This window comes from Pseudomonas nitroreducens (assembly GCF_024170165.1).
Classification (GTDB): Bacteria; Pseudomonadota; Gammaproteobacteria; order Pseudomonadales; family Pseudomonadaceae; genus Pseudomonas; species Pseudomonas nitroreducens_C.
In genome coordinates this window covers 66,650-80,303 of record NZ_JALJXP010000009.1, presented here as the reverse complement: position 1 = coordinate 80,303, position 13,654 = coordinate 66,650, and the positions used below count along the sequence as shown (strand labels likewise).

The window sequence follows — 13,654 nt, the reverse complement described above, 5'->3', positions numbered from 1 at the left end:
GGAAAACCGTCTATGCCATCTGGAGCATGCCCTCCGGCGTGCACCGGCGGCCTCCAGGTCGTGCACGATAACGGAGCTTAGCGGGCGTTGCCTGTCGAGGCATGGCTTTCCTGGAGCGGGTCCCTTTCAAGGAAGCGGAGATCCCTTCATGAAGCTCAATCAACCGACCGTGGGTCCCATCGTGGGCCATACCTCGACCGACCTCGTGCGCATCTTCCTGCGCGGCAGCCAGGAGCGCGAGGGCGACGGATTCCGACGTTGCTTCGCGATACTGCGCTGGCGCCCCGCCGGCGGTAACTGGTCCAAGCCACTGTTCAACAAGCTGACCTTGAATTTCGACTTTACCGGCGTGCTCGTGCCACAAGGGCTCACTCCAGCCACCCGCTATGAATATCAGGCTTGCTGGTTCTTCGCCGAAACTGAACTGGAGAGCCTGCCTGCAATCGATGAGAGAACCTTCGAATGGCCCACCCCGGACGATGGCCTATACGATAGTTTCACCACCAGCCCGGCCAACGATCTCGCGCCACGACGTTACGCCGTCGGCTCCTGTCGCTACCTGTTGCGGCTGTTCGAACAAACGCTGTTCGACGACCGCGGCGACAAACTGTTCCGCTCGATACTGGAAAAGCGCAAGAACGACCCCGTCGACGGCCTGATGATGATCGGCGACCAGATATACGCGGACGATCTGAATTTCATCGCCCCGGACACCACCATTCTCCAGTACCTGGAACGCTACCGGTCAGTCTTCTCTCAACCCTACATCCGCAAACTGATGGCGAATGTGCCGACCTACATGATCCTGGATGATCACGAAATCGAGGACAACTGGCCCAAGGGCGCCAAGCGCAAGTCGGCGACCACACTGTTCACCAACGCAATGTATGCCTACCAGATCTACCAGTGCAGCCACAGCCCGCTGTTGAATGTAACGCCCGATGGCCGCCTCGACGGGATTCCCCGCCGGTATTGGTACAGCTTCAGCGATGGTTGCGCCGACTGGTTCGTCATGGATTCGCGCACCGAGCGGGTCATCGCGCCGGATGACCCGAGCCGACACCAGATGATCAGCCAGACGCAGATGAAAGCCTTGCTCGACTGGCTCGACGACCAGTCCGCCCGCGTGAAACTGGTGGTCACTTCAGTGCCCATCTTCCCCGACATGGCTGCGGAGAACGACGACAAGTGGGGCGGTTTCCAGGCGCAGCGGCAAACCATACTGGAACACATTCGGACAAAGGGCATTCGCAAGGTCGTCTTCGTCTCCGGCGACGTCCACTGCTCTTTCGCCGGCCGGCTGGAGCTCAAGAACGACAGCAGTTTTGCCGTTCACTTCGTGGTGTCCTCGTCCTTCTACTGGCCAACCGCACATATGCAGGAGCATCAGTTCGCTTTCGGTAGCGCATTGCAGGGAACCGCTCCGCAGCAATACGTCAGCAAGCGGCTGACCCAGGTCCACTCGGACGACAACTACGCCCGCCTGGAGGTTTCGCCCACAGACCTGGTCGTTCGTTACTACGACCGCAAGGGCAGCGCCCTGGAGAAAAAGAAGATCACTTTCTAGCACCGGCCGCAAAGGCGGGGCCACCTTGCCGCGCCCCGCCAAATGGTGGCTCACCTTGGAGCCGGGAAGGCAACTTCGGACAATGGTTCGAGAACCTTGTATCGCCCGGCGTATCCCGAGTCCTCGATGTTCTCGATCAGGCCAGCGTAATTCAGCAACGGAATGGTGCGTGCCGGTTCGCCCGGGTCGTTGCCGAAGAAGTTCTCCCAGTGCCCAAGCAGAACGAGGCTGGGGCGGGTCACCTGCAGCAGTCCATTGGGGTAATAGTCCACCTGGTTCCAACTGGCCGCACAGAGTATCTCGACATCCACTGCTTTGCTGTCCGCCAGCAGCGGCGGAAAGCCGTAGGGAGGGTTCGCTGCGCTGTCCTGGAAATGGATGCGGTAGACCGGCCGGCCCGCTTCGTCGAGCAGGTCGATCAACCACGCGAAGGTATGGTGACCGAGCTTCCAGTCACGGATGTACGTGGGCACCCGACCCAGATCGTCGTCGTAGGCGCCTGGCAGGAAATTGTAACGAAACACGTGCCCGGCATGCTCGCTCGCAATCGGCATGGCCCGGATGCGTCCCAGCGGCTGCCCTTCGGGGAGGTTTTGCGCGGTATCGCCGTCACGCATGCGGCCACGGATCGAATAGAACCAGGTCCCCCTGACGCCAGGCAGGCCTACCGGCGCGATTTCGGCTCCGCCCGGCTCGACGATACGCGCCGGGTCCACCAGCGGCCGGGGGTCGTTCTCGCTGCGGTGCGCGCGGAGAATGTGCGCCACCGTTTCTGAACCGAATACCCTGGCCTTGGGTGTATACCGATCCATTATCCTCGGCACGTCGAGCAGATGGTCGTAATGAGCGTGCCCTACCAGCAGCATGGTGACGTCGTCCGCGCGAGGCATGTAGTCGGCGATGCGCTTCTCGTCGGCGGACACAAAAAGCGGCGGGAAGCCCGGCAGGCCCGGGTTGGAGAACATCGGCGCAATCAGCACGCCTTCGCCTCCCCAGTGGATCAGCCAGCCGCCGACTCCCAGGTACTGCAACTTCGGCTCGGGGAGCCCTCTCTGGTTGTCGACCTTGAGCCCTCGGGATGCAGGCGAATGAGTGCAGCCCAGCAGCAACGCAAAGAACAGGGTGAGGATGATTCGCATGGCCAGCGCTCGCTGATCCAGCACCCGGCGGCGCTGGCTCTCCGAAGCTTAGTCGCTCCTGCCAACCTTACGGCACAAGCGCAGGCTCAGGAAAAACGACTACGCAGCCGCTCGATCACCTGCTCGACCGACGGCCCCTGCACCGCCGGCGGCACGGGCGCTTCGCCGAATTCGCGCCAGACGAACAGGGTCAGCTCGGCGCCGTCGGTCTGGGTGGCGGCATCGTCGATAGCGGCGAACTGACTTAATGCGCGATAGCGCTCATCGGCCCAGAACAGCTCCTCGACCCAGGCGTACACCGGGATGAAATGGAAATGGATGGGGAAGCCTGGCGAATGGCCAAAGCGGCCGATGTACAGCCATCTGGGTTGCAGTGTCTGTTCGAGGATGTGCTGGACCTTCGCCATCAGCACGCCCATTTCCGCCAGCGCGGCCTCCGGCAGGTCGGCCAGGGATGCCACCGGCTGCTTCGAGCCGAGCATCAGGTAGCCGGGCAAGGCCGATGCCAGGTGATGGTTGAGCAGCCAGTGCTCGGTCTGGTGGATGACGTGGGTGGCAGGTATCTGCATCGACGGGCGTCCAGCGCAAAACGGGACGCCAGCCTAGCAGACAGGCGCCTCAGGCGAGCGCGACCCAGCCGCGGAAGGCGAAGCCGACGTAGAAGGCTTCGATGCGGCTGAAGCCGGCCTCCCAGAGCAGCGCTTCGTCCTGCTCGGGGGTGAGGATGTTCAGGTGCGCATCCACGGCGTTGCGTGCCTGCTGCGCATTGGCTGACTCCATGCCCGCGCTGACGGCGAACTCGGCGTAGCGCGACAGCCAGCGCGCGCGCTCGCCAGCGCCTTGCGGCACGCACAGGTGCGCCATGACGAAGGCCGCGCCGGGCCTCAGCCGGGCGTGGATCTCGCGCAGCACGCGCAGGCGTTCCGCCTCGGGCAGGAAGTGCAGGGTCAGCAGGCAGGCGCCGCCGTCGAACGGCCCTGGCGGCGCATCCTCGATATAGCCCTGCAGCAGGTCGGCCCGGCTGGCATTGGGCCCGAGCATCTGCGCCGCTACCGCGAGCATCTCGGCGGAGGGGTCGACGCCGGTGAAACGCCAGCCCGGCTGGGCTTCGGCGAAGGCGCGCAGCTCCATGCCGCCGCCCGCCCCCAGCACCAGCAGGTGGCCGTCGCGCGGCGCCTGTTCGGCCAGCAGGATGGCCGCCATGCGGTGCAGGTCGAACAGGCCGGGGACGAAACGCGGCGGGTTTTCCGCGTAGCGCGCGGCAGCTTCGGGGTCGTGGAAGGGAGCCATCAGTTCGGAGGGGGTCATGCAGAGTCCTTTCCCGGTGCTGTCCATGTCACTCACTGGCGAACAGTTTCTTCAGTTCCCGTTCGCTCACGGCCTTGGCCATGGCAGTGAGGAATACCTTGAACAATAGCCCGCAGAACATCGCCGTGAGGGCCACGGTGAAGAAGGTCGCCACCAACCAGTCGACCGGCGCCCAGCCGCTGGCGATCAGCACCGGACGGTAGACCAGGGTGCCGGCGATCACCACCCAGTGACTGAAGCAGTAGAAGCACTGGAACAGGTGGCCGACCTGCGGGTGGACCTTCCAGGCCAGCGCGCGCAGAGGGGCGAAGAGTTCGGTCTGGGTGACGGTCATGGACAGGGCGGACGCGGCGAGGGCCAGGGCAAGGCAGGTCCACAGCGCGCCGGCCAGCGGCGAGTTCAACAGATCGAGCATGGGAGGTTCCTGAGGGGACGATGAATTGGGCTTCGAATCTTTCGTTACTTTTAAAGTAACTTGATTAGGCGCGCAGGGTCAACGCCAGTCATCGACCGGCTTTCTCAGCGATCAGACATCAGCGGTCTTTCGGGTAAAGCGCGGTGAAGCGCTCGGCGAGATCAGCCAGGGAAACGGCGCCCAGGCGTTCAAGGAGGATAGCGGTGGCCTGCTCCATGGCGTCCTGCAGTGCAGCATTGACCACCTTTTCCACCAGGCAGTCCGGATGCACGTTATCGAAGCCCATGGCGAACAGGCGCTCGCTGCCCACCGCGCGGTAGACGTCCAGCAGCGTCACCTGCGCCAGGTCGCAGTCCAGCGTCCAGCCGCCACCGTGGCCCTTTTCCGAGCGCACGTAGCCGGCCTCGCGCAGGCCGCCCATGGTCCGCCGCACCACGGCCGGATTGGTGCCGAGCATCTGCGCGATGCGCTCGGAGGTCACGGGCTGGTCGTCGCGGGCCATGTGCAGCAGCACGTGGAGCATGCGCGAGAGGCGGCTGTCGGTTCGCACGGCGGGGTCTCGAAGGGGAAGGCGCCTGCATCATCGCACCCCGCCACGGCGCGGTTCAAACCCGTCGGCCACTGGCATTGCCGCAGGAATGGGCGACAATGGCGGTCACGCGCCCTCTTTCCGCCGCCCCGCGAGCCCCGACCATGAACGATCTTTCCATCCAGCTGGTGCAGACCGGCCCTGAACACCAGGACCTGATCCGCAACCTCTACCAGTACTACGCCTACGAGTCGTCGGACTGGGAAGACGAGGACGTCGAGGTCGATGGTCGCTTCTACCTCCACGAGGAGCACCTGGCGCGCTACTGGAGCGAGCCGGAGTGGAGCGCCAACCTGATCCTCGCCGACGGCTTCATCGCCGGCTTCCTGCTGGTGGAGGGCAGCGAACTGCCGGGTATCGACGCGCTGGAGTTGTCGGACCTGTTCGTGCTGAAGAAGTACCGGCGCCTGGGGATCGGCCGCGCGCTGGCCAACCAGGTGCTGCTGGGCAATCCCGGCCCTTGGCTGGTGCGTTTCTATTCCCAGGACGAAGTGGCGGCAGCCTTCTGGAAGGCGGTGTTCGCCGACCTGCCGCGCCCGGTGCAGAGCATCGAGCCGGGGGACGATCCGCAACTGGTGAGCTATCTGGTCAGTCCGGTCGCCCACTGAGCGCCTGTGCTCGCGGATCAGTCTTCTGTCATTTCCGATCATTGAGCGACTCGCAGGCCCGGCCTTATCGTCCTGAGTGAACAACAAGAACTCTCAGGAGGTATTCCCGTGACCGCACTGAACCTGCATCCCCAGGCCGCCGCTTCGCTGGCCAGCTGGCACCAGATGGTGGCCGCCAAGAACCTGTCCAACCTGCCGTCGCTGCTGGCGCCCAACGCGGTGTTCCGCTCGCCCATGGCGCACTCGCCCTACCCCGGCGCGCCGGTGGTCTCGACCATCCTCAACACCGTGCTGCAGGTGTTCGAGAACTTCACCTACCACCGCGAACTGGCCACCGGCGACGGCCTCAACGTGGTGCTGGAATTCAGCGCCACGGTGAACGGCAAGGACCTCAAGGGCATCGACATGATCCGCTTCGACGAGAGCGGCAAGATCGTCGAGTTCGAGGTGATGGTCCGCCCGCTCAGCGGCCTGCAGGCCCTGGGCGAGGAAATGGGCCGCCGCCTGGCGCCCTACCTGGCCGCAGCCAAGGCGCAGACCGCCAGGAGCTGATTGCCCGCCTCGGGGATTTCTGCTGGGATGGGCCATCACCCGTTCAAGGAAATCCCCATGGCCTCCTTCGAGGAACTCTTCTCCATCGGCGAGGGCTTCGACGCCTTCGTCGCCCACGGCCTGCCCGGTGAGATCGCCGGCGTGCGCAAGGTCCAGCAGCAGCTGGCCGAACCCGGCACGATCAGCGCCGACACCCTGCGCCGCATCCAGGCCATCGAGGGCCGCTACCGTCTGCTGATCGCCGGCGAGATGTGGTGCCCGGACTGCCAGATCAACGTCACCGTGATGGACCACCTGCAGCGCCTGCAACCGCGTGTGGAGCTGGCGCTGATCACCAAGGGCCGCGCCGAGGATGACCTGCGCGAGCGCATGGCGCTGGAGCGCATCCTGATTCCGGTGGTGCTGGTGCTCGATGGCAACTTCCAGCCGGTAGGCCGCTTCATCGAAAGGCCGCTGGATGTGGTGGCTGGCGGTGATGCGCTCAAGCCTGCGTACCGTGCAGGTGAGTACCTGGAAAGCACCCTGACGGACCTGCTGGCGCTGTTCGAGAAGGCTGAAGGCCGGGCTTAAGCGCGGCTTGCCAGCGGGTTCGCGGGCATGGCCCGCTCCTGCAGTTCCATCCTTTGCAGGGGCGTAGAGCGCATAACCTGGAACAGGTTATCCGCCGATACTTCGCGGCGATAACGCTGGCGCGTTATGCGCCCTACGGCCCTGACGACCGCACGTGACCATCCCTGTAGGAGCGAGCTTGCTCGCGAACCGCTCCACACCGGAGCCGCCAGCAGAGTGTTCGCGAGCAAGCTCGCTCCTGCGAAAAGCAAAGAAAAAGCCCCGCGATGCGGGGCTTTTTCGTTCAGGCCAGGCCGATCACATCGAGTACTTCACCGTGAACATCAGGTTGCGTGGCTCACCGTAGTTCAGGTTGCCGAAGCTGATGCCGCTGTAATAGTACTTGTCGAAGATGTTGTTGAAGTTCACCCGGGTGTCGATGTTCTCGTTGACCTTGTAGCCGAGCATGGCGTTGGTCACCGTGTAGCCGCCCTGCTGGAAGCCGGTGGTGGTGTCCTCGGTCTGGCTCTGGGTCACCAGGTTGCCGCCTACGCGCCATTTGTGCAGCTCGCCCGGCAGGGTGTAGCTGGTGGCGAGCTTGAACAGGTGGCGCGGTTTGCTCGGGTCGAACGGCTTGCCGACGTTGTCCTCGTTGCTGTCGTGCTTGTACTTGGCATCGACGTAGGTGTAACCCGCCATTGCCTGCCAGTTCTCGGTCAGCGCACCGCTGACTTCCATGTCCACACCCTGGCTGCGGACCTTGCCCGAAGCACGCGAGCAGTAGATCGAGGTCGGCGAACTGGGGCACGGCGAGGGACCGCTGGTGTCGTCGGTGGCGCGGTTTTCCTGGTCGATCTGGAACAGCGCGAGCTGGGTGTTCAGCGTGCCGCCGAAGTGCTCGCCCTTCAGGCCGATCTCGTAGTTCTTGCCGGTGATCGGGTCGAGCAGGCTACCGCTGGAATCGAAGTTGCTCTGCGGCTTGAAGATGTCGGTGTAGCTGGCATAGACCGAATAGACGTCGTTCAGGTCATAGACCACGCCGGCGTAGCGGGTGACGTTGCGGGTGACCTTCTGGGTGCCGGTGTCGTTGTGCGGGTCGGCCTCGTACCAGTCCAGGCGGCCACCGAGGATGACCTTGAGCGGGTCGGCGACGTTCAGGCGGGTGGTGACGTAGGCGCCCTTCTGCTCCTGGTCGAGCTTCATGTTCCAGAGGCTCATGTCGATGTTCGGCTTCTGCACCGAGCTGGGGTCCCACTTCGTCGGGTCGAACGGGGTCACCGGCGAGCCGTCGTTGTAGGTCAGGTCGCCCCAGCCGCCGTGGCCGTCGAAGCGCTCTTCGCGGTAGCTGCCGCCGAACACCAGCTCGTGCTCGCGGCCGAAGGCCTGGAACGGGCCGTTGGCGAAGGCGTCGTAGCTCTGGTGGTCATCGGTGTAGGCGTACTGGCCCGGCCCCTGGATCATGGTCGGGCAGCCTTCGGTGTAGTAGCAGCTGTTGTACAGGCCGAGCATGTCGATGCGCGCCCACAGCTTGTCGGCGGCGACCTTCATCTGCCAGCCGTTGTCGAAACGGTGCACCACGTCGCCGAACAGGTGAGTGGTGGTGGTATCCCAGTAGGACCAGTCGGCGCCGTAGTAGTCGGAGCGCTTGAGGTCCAGGTGACGACCGCCCAGCGGCGCCGGCAGGCCCACCCAGTTGTCGTTCTTGTTGTCGTTCTGGTAGGACGCGCCCAGGGTCAGGGTGGTGTCCGGGTTCAGGTCGGCCTCGGTGATGCCGTAGAGCACGCCGCGCTCGCCGCTGACCACGTCCTGGAAGCTGTCGCGGGTCTCGTAGGCGGCTACCGCACGGCCGCGCAGGGTGCCTTCGCTGTTCAGCGGGCCGGACACGTCGACCTGGCTGCGGTAGCGGTCCCAGGTGCCGGCGCTGCCTTCCAGGCTCATGTGGAAGTCCCGGGTCGGGCGCTTGCGCACCATGTTGACGGCGGCGGCCGGGTTGCCCGCGCCCTGCATCAGGCCGGTGGCGCCGCGCACCACTTCGACGCGGTCGAACATCGCTAGGTCCGCGGCGGAAATCACGTCCTGGGTGTAGGTGGAAATGCTGGTGGCGAGGCCGTCGTACATGATGTTGTCGACGTCGAAACCGCGCGCGGCATAGCTCACACGCGCCGGGCCGTACTGCTGGACGGTCATGCCGGTAACGCCGCGGATCGCGTCGTCCAGGTCCTGCATGTTCTGGTCTTCCATTTGCTGGCGGGTAACCACGCTGACCGACTGCGGCGTCTCGCGGACGGTCATGTTCAGCTTGGTGGAGGTCTGCATCACGCCGGTGGTATAGGAGCCGGTGCCTTCGGTGGTACCCGGCGCCACAGGGGCGGCGCCGACGACCTCGGTGGCCCCCAGGTCGACGCTGTCGTTGCCCGCGGCGCCGCTGCGCACGGCACCGCCGACCTGCGCGCTGTTGCCATTGACCGTGCCCTGCAGGCCGCTGTCCGCCAGCAGACGATCGAGTGCTTCGCCCGGCTCCATGTTGCCCTTGAGTGCCGGCGCGCCAACCTTGGCGATCTGGACACGGTCATAGGAAATCCGCATTCCGGTCGCGGATTGCAATTGCTCCAGTGAAGCGGCCAGGGGCTGCTTGGGCAGGTCGATAGCCACGGGGGCGGCGACTGCGGAGAGAGCAAAGGTGGAGAGACTGAGCAGGAGCGCGCCTGAGGCTACGTCTTTCATCTGCTGGAGGATCCTTCGGTACGAGGTTTGCGCTCTGACGGCGCAATGACTCGGGTTGGCGAATGCCAGCGTGGTGGACGCCGGCGGGGAGCCAAAGTGTATGCAGATGTAAATTCTTTGTAAATGCGAATACTTCGTATCTTATTTCTCGAATAGGAGCGCCTGCGCGAAACTTGAAGGTGGCGCAGGAGCGGACTCCGTCCGCGATGGCTACGCCCAACTCCCTGGCAGACCTGAGCAGCGGTGATTCAATCGTGACAAAGTCCACTCCTAAGCCAGGGCGGGACGCGTCTCCAGCATGAACTCGATGAACGCCCGCACCCGCGACGGCACATGGCGCGCATGCGGGTAGATCAGCAGAAAGGGCCGCGTGGTCTGGCCGAAATCCTTCAGCACCTCCACCAGTTCGCCCCGCTCCAGCTCCTCCTGCACGGTGAAGCGGTACGCCTGCATCAACCCGCCGCCGCATTTGGCCAGGGTCGCGGTGGCCAGGTAGTCCTCCAGCACGGTGAGGCTGCCGGAGGTCTCGATCTCCACCTCCTCGCCGTCGATACGGAAGGACCAGGGCACGCGCCGCCCGCTGCTGGGCAGTTCGAACTGGATGCACTCGTGCCCGGCGAGATCGCCCGGTGTCTGCGGTGTTCCGGCTCGCGCGAGGTATTCGGGGGTTGCGACCACCACGTTCTCCACCTCTTCAAGCCGCCGCGCCACCAGGCTGGAGTCCGCCGGGTCGCGGCCACGGATCGCCAGGTCGTAGCCTTCGCCGGCGAAGTCGATATTGCGGTTGCTGACATGCACCTCCACCTGCACCTGCGGATAACGCCGGCGGAACTCCGGCAGCCGCGGGAACAGCCGGTAATGCGCGAAGGGCGTGGGCACACTGATGCGCAGGCGCCCGGAGGCGATGCTCTGGCCACCGCTGACGGCGCGCTCGGCGTCCACCAGCAGGGTCAGCGCCTGACGGCATTGCTCGAAGTAATTGCGGCCGTCATCGGTCAGGCGCATCTGCCGCGTGGTGCGGACGAACAGGCGCACGCCCAGGCGCTCCTCCAGACGCGCCACCGTGCGGCTCACCGCCGCCGGAGTGATGCCAGCCTCGTTGGCGGCGGCGGTGAAGCTGCCGGTTTCCGCCGCCAGGCAGAACAGCTCGATGCTGCCCAGTTGCAGGTCGTCGAAATGGCGGGTCATGGCATGGCTCGATTAATTACACAACGTATCAATTCAAATGCCACCAGCCTTATTTTTCAAGCCGTGATTGCAGCCTAGATTGGCCTCCAAGACGCGGGCACACCGCCCCGCCCCACTCTCGGAGACAGCACCATGAGCAAGACCGTCATCGTCACCGGCGCCTCCAGCGGCCTCGGCTTCGCCATCGCCCGCGCCTACCTGGAACGTGGCTACAACGTAGTCGGCAACGCCCGCACCGCAGCCCGTCTGGAAGAAGCCGCGGCACGGCTGGGCAACCCGCAGAACTTCCTTGCCGTGGCCGGCGACATCGCCCGGCCGGACACCGCCAGGCGCCTGTTCGCCCAGGCCATCGAGGCCTTCGGCCAGGTGGACATCCTGATCAACAACGCCGGCATCTTCATTCCCAAGCCAGTCACCGATTACACCGAGGAAGAGGTCAACGCCATCGTCAGCACCAACCTGATGGGCTTCTTCTACCCCTCCCAGGCCGCCGCCCGGCACATGGTGGCCAACGGCGCGGGGCACATCGTGACCATCACCGCCTCCATCGCCATCCAGCCCAACGTGAAAGTCCCGGCGCTGCTGCCGGTGCTGATCAAGGGCGGTCTGAACAGCGCCGTGCGCGGCCTGGCTCTGGAGCTGGCAGCCTCCCACGTGCAGGTCAACGCGGTGGCGCCGGGCATCATCGATACACCGCTGCACGCCAGTGACGAAGGCACCCATGCGTTCCTGCGCGGCCTATCGCCCAGTGGCGAGATCGGCAGCCCGCAGGATATCGTCGACGCGGTGCTCTACCTGACCGACTCGACCTTCGTCAGCGGAACCGTCCTCAACGTCGACGGTGGCTCCACCACCGGCGTCTGGTAAGCCAACCCTCACAACAACAACGGAGAACCTCCATGCCCTACGTGAACATCCAGGTCACCGACGAAGGCGTCACCGCCGACGAACGCCGCCAGCTCATCGAAGGCGTCACCGAACTGCTCGAGCGCGTGCTGCGCAAGCCGCCGTCCACCACCTACGTGGTGATCCAGGAAATCGCCACCGACTCCTGGGGCGTGGGCGGCAAGACCGTCGCCGAGCTGAAGGCCAAGGGCAAGCCCGGCAACAGCTGACCCAGCGGGCACGCCGGGGACTCGAACGAGTCTCCGGCGCTTGCCATGCACCAAGCTGGTGCTGCTAGGATCGGGAGCCCATCCGCTCCTACCGACAGCCGAGGCATGGAATGCTCGCCGCGCTCAGACGCTATCCGCTACAGGTCAACCTGCTGCTCAGCGGCACCTTCCTGCTCACCCTGGGCCGCGCCATCACCCTGCCCTACCTGGTGATCTACCTCTCGACCCAGTTCGACCTGCCCGTCAGCCGCATCGGCCTGATCCTCGGCGGCGCGCTGTTCGGCGGCTCGTTGCTGAGCCTCTACGGCGGCTTCCTGATCGATCGCCTGCCCGGCTTCCGCCTGATCCTCGGCTTCGGCACCTGCTTCGTCGCCGCCTTTGCCGGCATGCTACTGAGCACCCAGCTGTGGCTGTTCTTCCTGTTCCTGCTGGGCTTCAACTTCGCCTATTCGGTGACCGACGTGGTGGTGAAGACCATCTTCGGCCGCCTGCTGCCGGCCGCCGAGCAGGGCCGTGCGTTTTCCATCCGCTACACCCTGATCAACCTCGCCTATGCCATCGGCCCCTTCATCGGCGCGGCCCTGGCGCACTGGAGCCAGCACCTGCCCTTCGTGCTCTCGGCGAGCCTGGGCGCGCTGTTCCTGCTCGCCTTCGCGCGCTACGGCGACCGTGGCATGCGTCCGGCCGAAGGGGTGGCGCCGCCGTCGTTCATCGCGGTGATGGGCGTGCTGGCGAAGGACCACCGACTGATGTACTTCACCATCGGCGGCGTGCTCACCGCCGTGGTGTTCGGCCAGTTCTCCGCCTACCTCTCGCAGTACCTGGTGGCCACCGGCACGGCGGAACATGCCTACCAGGTGATCCAGACCCTGCTCGGGATCAACGCGGTGACGGTGATCGCGCTGCAGTACCTGCTGGGCAAGCGCATCGGCAACGAGCACCTGCAACGCTGGCTGATCGTCGGCCTGGGCATGTTCGTGCTCGGCATCGTCGGCTTCGGCCTGTCCCACAGCCTCGTCCACTGGGGGCTGGCGATGGTGGTGTTCACCCTGGGCGAGATCATCGTGATCCCCGCCGAGTACATGTTCATCGACCGCATCGCCCCAGCCCACCTGCGCGGCGTGTACTACGGCACGCAGAACCTGGCCAACCTCGGCGGCGCCTTCGGGCCGATCCTGGTGGGCTACTTCCTCACGCTGTTCGCGCCGCACTGGGTGTTCGTCATGCTTGCGGCCTTCATCGTCGGCGGCGGGGTGTTCTACGTGCTGGGCTCGAACCTGAGCCGGCGCATCGCCAGCGAGGCTTGACCTCAAGTCCACTTGAACCGGGATGCTGGTTCCATCGACCCCACTCGAAGGAACCCGCCATGCCACTCTCGACCCTTCTCCTCACAATCGCCATTGGCATCGGCGCCACCCTGCTGATGGACGGCTGGACCCTCCTGCGCCAGCGCCTGCTCGGTGTGCCCGCACTGGACTATGCCCTGCTCGGCCGCTGGGTCGGCCATATGCCGCGCGGGCGCTTCCGCCATGCGGCCATCGGCAAGGCCGCCACGGTGCCCGGCGAGCGGCCGCTGGGCTGGGTAGCGCACTACCTGACCGGCATCGTCTTCGCCCTCGCCCTGGTCGCGCTGACCGGCAACGGCTGGCTGTGCGCACCGAGCCTGCTGCCCGCGCTGCTCTTCGGCCTGCTGACCGTGGCGCTGCCCTTCCTGCTGATGCAGCCGGCTTTCGGCCTGGGCGTCGCCGCGAGCAAAACCGCAAACCCGGCCAGGGCCCGCCTGCATAGCCTGATTACCCATGGGATCTTCGGGGCCGGGCTGTACCTGAGCGCCCTTCTGCTGACTCCCTTGACTTGTGCCGGCTGAATCCCCGACAACTGGACTACCCTTCCAGCATTT

Annotated in this window: 15 protein-coding genes; 8 read left to right on the top strand and 7 right to left on the bottom strand. The window is 65.1% G+C overall.

The window, feature by feature from the left end:
* Positions 1–148: 148 nt before the first annotated feature.
* Positions 149–1,567, top strand: coding sequence for an alkaline phosphatase D family protein (locus J2T47_RS18650; RefSeq protein ID WP_253449916.1), 1,419 nt, complete (start codon positions 149–151; stop codon positions 1,565–1,567).
* A gap of 50 nt (positions 1,568–1,617) precedes the next feature.
* Here the strand turns inward: J2T47_RS18650 and J2T47_RS18645 are convergent, their stop codons facing one another.
* The 5 genes from J2T47_RS18645 to J2T47_RS18625 all read right to left on the bottom strand — a co-directional run bounded on the left by J2T47_RS18645 (position 1,618) and on the right by J2T47_RS18625 (position 4,979).
* On the bottom strand, positions 1,618–2,706 hold the full coding sequence (locus J2T47_RS18645) for an MBL fold metallo-hydrolase (protein WP_253449913.1): 1,089 nt from the start codon (positions 2,704–2,706) through the stop codon (positions 1,618–1,620).
* A gap of 86 nt (positions 2,707–2,792) precedes the next feature.
* Positions 2,793–3,275, bottom strand: coding sequence for an HIT family protein (locus J2T47_RS18640; protein WP_253449910.1), 483 nt, complete (start codon positions 3,273–3,275; stop codon positions 2,793–2,795).
* Between the two features lie 49 nt (positions 3,276–3,324).
* Positions 3,325–4,014 carry a class I SAM-dependent methyltransferase gene (locus J2T47_RS18635; RefSeq protein WP_253449907.1) on the bottom strand — a complete coding sequence of 230 codons (690 nt, stop codon included), beginning with the start codon at positions 4,012–4,014 and terminating at the stop codon, positions 3,325–3,327.
* A gap of 28 nt (positions 4,015–4,042) precedes the next feature.
* The gene (locus tag J2T47_RS18630) at positions 4,043–4,429 is read right to left on the bottom strand and encodes a DUF1360 domain-containing protein (RefSeq protein ID WP_253449904.1); all 387 of its coding nucleotides are present in this window, start codon (positions 4,427–4,429) and stop codon (positions 4,043–4,045) included.
* A 118-nt stretch (positions 4,430–4,547) separates the two neighbouring features.
* Positions 4,548–4,979: an Rrf2 family transcriptional regulator gene (locus J2T47_RS18625; protein WP_253449901.1), complete on the bottom strand. Its 432-nt coding sequence runs from the start codon at positions 4,977–4,979 to the stop codon at positions 4,548–4,550.
* Between the two features lie 143 nt (positions 4,980–5,122).
* Between J2T47_RS18625 and J2T47_RS18620 the strand changes: the two genes are divergently transcribed.
* The 3 genes from J2T47_RS18620 to J2T47_RS18610 all read left to right on the top strand — a co-directional run bounded on the left by J2T47_RS18620 (position 5,123) and on the right by J2T47_RS18610 (position 6,748).
* On the top strand, positions 5,123–5,626 hold the full coding sequence (locus J2T47_RS18620) for a GNAT family N-acetyltransferase (protein WP_253449898.1): 504 nt from the start codon (positions 5,123–5,125) through the stop codon (positions 5,624–5,626).
* Between the two features lie 108 nt (positions 5,627–5,734).
* Positions 5,735–6,178, top strand: coding sequence for a nuclear transport factor 2 family protein (locus J2T47_RS18615; RefSeq protein WP_253449895.1), 444 nt, complete (start codon positions 5,735–5,737; stop codon positions 6,176–6,178).
* Positions 6,179–6,235: 57 nt separating this feature from the next.
* Complete coding sequence (locus J2T47_RS18610; RefSeq protein WP_253449892.1) at positions 6,236–6,748, top strand: thioredoxin family protein; 513 nt, start codon at positions 6,236–6,238, stop codon at positions 6,746–6,748.
* Positions 6,749–7,045: 297 nt separating this feature from the next.
* Here J2T47_RS18610 and J2T47_RS18605 read toward each other — a convergent pair whose 3' ends face one another.
* Together J2T47_RS18605 and J2T47_RS18600 are read right to left on the bottom strand one after the other, a co-directional pair.
* Positions 7,046–9,451 (bottom strand): TonB-dependent siderophore receptor, encoded by a 2,406-nt coding sequence (locus tag J2T47_RS18605; protein WP_253449889.1) that lies wholly within the window; start codon positions 9,449–9,451, stop codon positions 7,046–7,048.
* 270 nt (positions 9,452–9,721) lie between these two features.
* Entirely contained in the window at positions 9,722–10,639 is a 918-nt protein-coding gene (locus J2T47_RS18600) for a LysR family transcriptional regulator (protein WP_253449886.1), read from the bottom strand.
* A 132-nt stretch (positions 10,640–10,771) separates the two neighbouring features.
* On the opposite strand from J2T47_RS18600, the gene J2T47_RS18595 reads away from it, so the two are divergent.
* From J2T47_RS18595 to J2T47_RS18580, 4 genes are all read left to right on the top strand, one after another.
* Positions 10,772–11,506 (top strand): SDR family NAD(P)-dependent oxidoreductase, encoded by a 735-nt coding sequence (locus J2T47_RS18595; RefSeq protein ID WP_253449884.1) that lies wholly within the window; start codon positions 10,772–10,774, stop codon positions 11,504–11,506.
* 32 nt (positions 11,507–11,538) lie between these two features.
* Positions 11,539–11,754, top strand: coding sequence for a tautomerase family protein (locus J2T47_RS18590; protein ID WP_253449880.1), 216 nt, complete (start codon positions 11,539–11,541; stop codon positions 11,752–11,754).
* 110 nt (positions 11,755–11,864) lie between these two features.
* Entirely contained in the window at positions 11,865–13,061 is a 1,197-nt protein-coding gene (locus J2T47_RS18585; protein ID WP_253449876.1) for an MFS transporter, read from the top strand.
* Between the two features lie 59 nt (positions 13,062–13,120).
* Positions 13,121–13,621, top strand: a complete 501-nt coding sequence (locus J2T47_RS18580; protein ID WP_253449873.1) for a DUF2938 domain-containing protein — start codon at positions 13,121–13,123, stop codon at positions 13,619–13,621.
* Positions 13,622–13,654 lie beyond the last annotated feature (33 nt).

Coding starts and splice junctions, on each gene's coding strand:
- J2T47_RS18645 (WP_253449913.1), bottom strand. CDS start 2,706: ATGCGAATCATCCTCACCCTGTTCTTTGCGTTGCTGCTGGGCTGCACT.
- J2T47_RS18630 (WP_253449904.1), bottom strand. CDS start 4,429: ATGCTCGATCTGTTGAACTCGCCGCTGGCCGGCGCGCTGTGGACCTGC.
- J2T47_RS18640 (WP_253449910.1), bottom strand. CDS start 3,275: ATGCAGATACCTGCCACCCACGTCATCCACCAGACCGAGCACTGGCTG.
- J2T47_RS18610 (WP_253449892.1), top strand. CDS start 6,236: ATGGCCTCCTTCGAGGAACTCTTCTCCATCGGCGAGGGCTTCGACGCC.
- J2T47_RS18585 (WP_253449876.1), top strand. CDS start 11,865: ATGCTCGCCGCGCTCAGACGCTATCCGCTACAGGTCAACCTGCTGCTC.
- J2T47_RS18605 (WP_253449889.1), bottom strand. CDS start 9,451: ATGAAAGACGTAGCCTCAGGCGCGCTCCTGCTCAGTCTCTCCACCTTT.
- J2T47_RS18620 (WP_253449898.1), top strand. CDS start 5,123: ATGAACGATCTTTCCATCCAGCTGGTGCAGACCGGCCCTGAACACCAG.
- J2T47_RS18595 (WP_253449884.1), top strand. CDS start 10,772: ATGAGCAAGACCGTCATCGTCACCGGCGCCTCCAGCGGCCTCGGCTTC.
- J2T47_RS18590 (WP_253449880.1), top strand. CDS start 11,539: ATGCCCTACGTGAACATCCAGGTCACCGACGAAGGCGTCACCGCCGAC.
- J2T47_RS18580 (WP_253449873.1), top strand. CDS start 13,121: ATGCCACTCTCGACCCTTCTCCTCACAATCGCCATTGGCATCGGCGCC.
- J2T47_RS18650 (WP_253449916.1), top strand. CDS start 149: ATGAAGCTCAATCAACCGACCGTGGGTCCCATCGTGGGCCATACCTCG.
- J2T47_RS18635 (WP_253449907.1), bottom strand. CDS start 4,014: ATGACCCCCTCCGAACTGATGGCTCCCTTCCACGACCCCGAAGCTGCC.
- J2T47_RS18600 (WP_253449886.1), bottom strand. CDS start 10,639: ATGACCCGCCATTTCGACGACCTGCAACTGGGCAGCATCGAGCTGTTC.